Source organism: Pseudorhodoferax aquiterrae (assembly GCF_014652235.1).
GTDB lineage: Bacteria > Pseudomonadota > Gammaproteobacteria > Burkholderiales > Burkholderiaceae_C > Pseudorhodoferax > Pseudorhodoferax aquiterrae.
Genome location: NZ_BMYK01000066.1, coordinates 1 through 5366 on the forward strand (window position 1 = coordinate 1; position 5366 = coordinate 5366).

At 51.9% G+C, this 5366-nt stretch carries 2 tRNA genes and 3 rRNA genes; all 5 read left to right on the top strand.

The features are described 5' to 3' along the window. Positions 1–148: 148 nt before the first annotated feature. Positions 149–1681: ribosomal RNA gene (locus tag IE209_RS33405) — 16S ribosomal RNA — on the top strand. A gap of 96 nt (positions 1682–1777) precedes the next feature. After that, positions 1778–1854 (top strand) — tRNA-Ile (locus IE209_RS33410). A 25-nt stretch (positions 1855–1879) separates the two neighbouring features. After that, positions 1880–1955 (top strand) — tRNA-Ala (locus tag IE209_RS33415). 327 nt (positions 1956–2282) lie between these two features. Continuing rightward, positions 2283–5157: ribosomal RNA gene (locus tag IE209_RS33420) — 23S ribosomal RNA — on the top strand. A 127-nt stretch (positions 5158–5284) separates the two neighbouring features. Further along, a 5S ribosomal RNA gene (gene rrf, locus IE209_RS33425) occupies positions 5285–5366 on the top strand; the annotation flags it as partial.

A 5366-nucleotide genomic window follows, 5' to 3' on the forward strand; every position in this document is an offset into this window, starting at 1 on the left:
AGCCGATAAGCGTGGGCGTTTGGTGTGGAGTTGCCAAGTTCTTCGGAACGAGTGCAAGTCACTCTAAATGCTCATGAGAATGGAAGTGGATTCACTTCAATTCCGTTTTGATGAGTTGCTCGAGAAATTGAGCGAAGTTAACAAGATCGAACTATAGAGTTTGATCCTGGCTCAGATTGAACGCTGGCGGCATGCCTTACACATGCAAGTCGAACGGCAGCACGGGAGCAATCCTGGTGGCGAGTGGCGAACGGGTGAGTAATATATCGGAACGTGCCCAGTCGTGGGGGATAACGCAGCGAAAGCTGTGCTAATACCGCATACGATCTATGGATGAAAGCGGGGGACTCGCAAGGGCCTCGCGCGATTGGAGCGGCCGATATCAGATTAGGTAGTTGGTGGGGTAAAGGCTCACCAAGCCGACGATCTGTAGCTGGTCTGAGAGGACGACCAGCCACACTGGAACTGAGACACGGTCCAGACTCCTACGGGAGGCAGCAGTGGGGAATTTTGGACAATGGGCGCAAGCCTGATCCAGCAATGCCGCGTGCAGGATGAAGGCCTTCGGGTTGTAAACTGCTTTTGTACGGAACGAAAAGGCTCTGGTTAATACCTGGGGCACATGACGGTACCGTAAGAATAAGCACCGGCTAACTACGTGCCAGCAGCCGCGGTAATACGTAGGGTGCGAGCGTTAATCGGAATTACTGGGCGTAAAGCGTGCGCAGGCGGTAATGCAAGACAGATGTGAAATCCCCGGGCTTAACCTGGGAACTGCATTTGTGACTGCATTGCTGGAGTGCGGCAGAGGGGGATGGAATTCCGCGTGTAGCAGTGAAATGCGTAGATATGCGGAGGAACACCGATGGCGAAGGCAATCCCCTGGGCCTGCACTGACGCTCATGCACGAAAGCGTGGGGAGCAAACAGGATTAGATACCCTGGTAGTCCACGCCCTAAACGATGTCAACTGGTTGTTGGGGATTAACTTCCTCAGTAACGAAGCTAACGCGTGAAGTTGACCGCCTGGGGAGTACGGCCGCAAGGTTGAAACTCAAAGGAATTGACGGGGACCCGCACAAGCGGTGGATGATGTGGTTTAATTCGATGCAACGCGAAAAACCTTACCCACCTTTGACATGTACGGAACTTGCCAGAGATGGCTTGGTGCTCGAAAGAGAGCCGTAACACAGGTGCTGCATGGCTGTCGTCAGCTCGTGTCGTGAGATGTTGGGTTAAGTCCCGCAACGAGCGCAACCCTTGCCATTAGTTGCTACGAAAGGGCACTCTAATGGGACTGCCGGTGATAAACCGGAGGAAGGTGGGGATGACGTCAAGTCCTCATGGCCCTTATAGGTGGGGCTACACACGTCATACAATGGCTGGTACAAAGGGTTGCCAACCCGCGAGGGGGAGCTAATCCCATAAAACCAGTCGTAGTCCGGATCGCAGTCTGCAACTCGACTGCGTGAAGTCGGAATCGCTAGTAATCGTGGATCAGAATGTCACGGTGAATACGTTCCCGGGTCTTGTACACACCGCCCGTCACACCATGGGAGCGGGTTCTGCCAGAAGTAGTTAGCCTAACCGCAAGGAGGGCGATTACCACGGCAGGGTTCGTGACTGGGGTGAAGTCGTAACAAGGTAGCCGTATCGGAAGGTGCGGCTGGATCACCTCCTTTCTGGAAACTGCAACGAAGCGCAAACGCTCACACTTATCGGTTGTTGGAAGGTTGTCGCCAACGGTTAGGTTCACGCCTGCTGCAAGCGACCGGCTTGGGTCTGTAGCTCAGTTGGTTAGAGCACCGTCTTGATAAGGCGGGGGTCGTTGGTTCGAGACCAACCAGACCCACCATCCCTCCAATGTCCTGTACGTGTTTGGGGGTGTAGCTCAGCTGGGAGAGCGGCTGCTTTGCAAGCAGTAGGTAGCGGGTTCGAGTCCTGTCACCTCCACCAACTTCCCTTATCCACAAGAAAAAAATCAACACCAAAGTGGCTTTGCAAGAGGCTTCTTTGTTGTTGGTCAAGATCTCTTGATCGATCGGCTGTTCTTTAACAAATTCATAGAGTTCGAATCAGCGTTGCTGGCGGAAAGTACATATTCGTAAAGGTTTCATGTACACCGTGCCGCCAGCGACATATTTGATTGCGTCAAAACGAATATCAAACTTCTTGTTTGAAATTCAAGTCTTCAAGAAATTGAAGAACGGCATAACGCGCCAGGTGAAAGACCTGGCAATTCCTTGACAACTTGGTGCGGCAGATGAGGCATCAAAGTTATAGGGTCAAGTGAATAAGAGCACGTGGTGGATGCCTTGGCAATGATAGGCGACGAAGGACGTGATAGCCTGCGATAAGCTTCGGGGAGCTGGCAAATTAGCTTTGATCCGGAGATTTCCGAATGGGGAAACCCACCTGCAAAGGTATCGTTATCTGAATACATAGGGTAACGAGGCGAACCGGGTGAACTGAAACATCTCAGTAGCTCGAGGAAAAGACATCAACCGAGATTCCGAAAGTAGTGGCGAGCGAAATCGGAAAAGCCTGCTAGTGATAGCACGACTCTTAACGGAACGGTCTGGAAAGGCCGGCCATAGTGGGTGATAGCCCCGTACGTGAAAAGAGACGTGTGGTACTGAGCTAGCGAAAAGTAGGGCGGGACACGTGTAATCCTGTCTGAATATGGGGGGACCATCCTCCAAGGCTAAATACTCATCATTGACCGATAGTGAACTAGTACCGTGAGGGAAAGGCGAAAAGAACCCCGGGAGGGGAGTGAAATAGATCCTGAAACCGCGTGCTTACAAAAAGTAGGAGCCCGAAAGGGTGACTGCGTACCTTTTGTATAATGGGTCAGCGACTTACATTCAGTGGCAAGCTTAACCGAATAGGGAAGGCGTAGGGAAACCGAGTCCGAACAGGGCGTTTTTAGTCGCTGGGTGTAGACCCGAAACCAAGTGATCTATCCATGGCCAGGATGAAGGTGCCGTAACAGGTACTGGAGGTCCGAACCGACTAGTGTTGCAAAACTAGCGGATGAGCTGTGGATAGGGGTGAAAGGCTAAACAAACTTGGAAATAGCTGGTTCTCTCCGAAAACTATTTAGGTAGTGCCTCAAGTATTACCTGCGGGGGTAGAGCACTGTTTAGGCTAGGGGGTCATGGCGACTTACCAAACCTATGCAAACTCCGAATACCGCAGAGTACAGCTTGGGAGACAGAGCACCGGGTGCTAACGTCCGGACTCAAGAGGGAAACAACCCAGACCGCCAGCTAAGGTCCCTAAAATTGGCTAAGTGGGAAACGAAGTGGGAAGGCTAAAACAGTCAGGATGTTGGCTTAGAAGCAGCCATCATTTAAAGAAAGCGTAATAGCTCACTGATCGAGTCGTCCTGCGCGGAAGATGTAACGGGGCTAAGCCAGTTACCGAAGCTGCGGATTTGCAATTTATTGCAAGTGGTAGGAGAGCGTTCTGTAAGCCTGTGAAGGTGGCTTGTAAAGGCTGCTGGAGGTATCAGAAGTGCGAATGCTGACATGAGTAGCGTTAAAGCGGGTGAAAAGCCCGCTCGCCGTAAGCGCAAGGTTTTCTACGCAACGTTCATCGGCGTAGAGTGAGTCGGCCCCTAAGGTGAGGCAGAGATGCGTAGCTGATGGGAAACAGGTCAATATTCCTGTACCGATGTGTAGTGCGATGTGGGGACGGATCTTAATAGGTCATCCGGGTGTTGGATATCCCGGTTTAGGCAGATGTAGGCGTCTGGTAGGCAAATCCGCCAGGCATATACCGAGGCTGTCGATCGAGCGAGCTTGCTCGCGAAGTGATTGAACGAGGTTCCAGGAAAAGCCACTAAGCTTCAGCTGCACACGACCGTACCGCAAACCGACACTGGTGCGCGAGATGAGTATTCTAAGGCGCTTGAGAGAACTCGGGAGAAGGAACTCGGCAAATTGACACCGTAACTTCGGAAGAAGGTGTGCCCTAGTAGTGTGAAGTGAACAACGGAGCATGAATGGGTTGCAAAAAATCGGTGGCTGCGACTGTTTATTAAAAACACAGCACTCTGCAAACACGAAAGTGGACGTATAGGGTGTGACGCCTGCCCGGTGCTGGAAGATTAAATGATGGGGTGCAAGCTCTTGATTGAAGTCCCAGTAAACGGCGGCCGTAACTATAACGGTCCTAAGGTAGCGAAATTCCTTGTCGGGTAAGTTCCGACCTGCACGAATGGCGTAACGATGGCCACACTGTCTCCTCCCGAGACTCAGCGAAGTTGAAATGTTTGTGATGATGCAATCTCCCCGCGGAAAGACGGAAAGACCCCATGAACCTTTACTGTAGCTTTGTATTGGACTTTGAACAGATCTGTGTAGGATAGGTGGGAGGCTTTGAAGTGCGGTCGCTAGATCGCATGGAGCCAACGTTGAAATACCACCCTGGTGTGTTTGAGGTTCTAACCTAGGTCCATGATCTGGATCGGGGACAGTGCATGGTAGGCAGTTTGACTGGGGCGGTCTCCTCCCAAAGCGTAACGGAGGAGTTCGAAGGTACGCTAGTTACGGTCGGACATCGTGACGATAGTGCAATGGCATAAGCGTGCTTAACTGCGAGACTGACAAGTCGAGCAGATGCGAAAGCAGGACATAGTGATCCGGTGGTTCTGTATGGAAGGGCCATCGCTCAACGGATAAAAGGTACTCTGGGGATAACAGGCTGATACCGCCCAAGAGTTCATATCGACGGCGGTGTTTGGCACCTCGATGTCGGCTCATCTCATCCTGGGGCTGTAGCCGGTCCCAAGGGTATGGCTGTTCGCCATTTAAAGAGGTACGTGAGCTGGGTTTAAAACGTCGTGAGACAGTTTGGTCCCTATCTTCCGTGGGCGCTGCAGATTTGAGGAAGCCTGCTCCTAGTACGAGAGGACCGGAGTGGACGCACCTCTGGTGTATCGGTTGTCACGCCAGTGGCATTGCCGAGTAGCTATGTGCGGAAGAGATAACCGCTGAAAGCATCTAAGCGGGAAACTCGTTCCAAGATGAGATCTGCCGGGGCCTTGAGCCCCCTGAAGAGTCGTTCAAGACCAGGACGTTGATAGGCGAGGTGTGGAAGCGCAGCAATGCGTTAAGCTAACTCGTACTAATTGCTCGTGCGGCTTGACCCTATAACTTTGATCGCTTACACAAGCCATCAAGGTGTTATGCCAAGTAGACGCAATCAAACAAACCCAAGCTGATTTAAGCTCTATGAATTCGCCGTGCTGATCAACATCAGCACAGCAACAAGTTATGCCTGATGACCATAGCAAGTTGGTCCCACTCCTTCCCATCCCGAACAGGACAGTGAAACGACTTTGCGCCGATGATAGTGCGG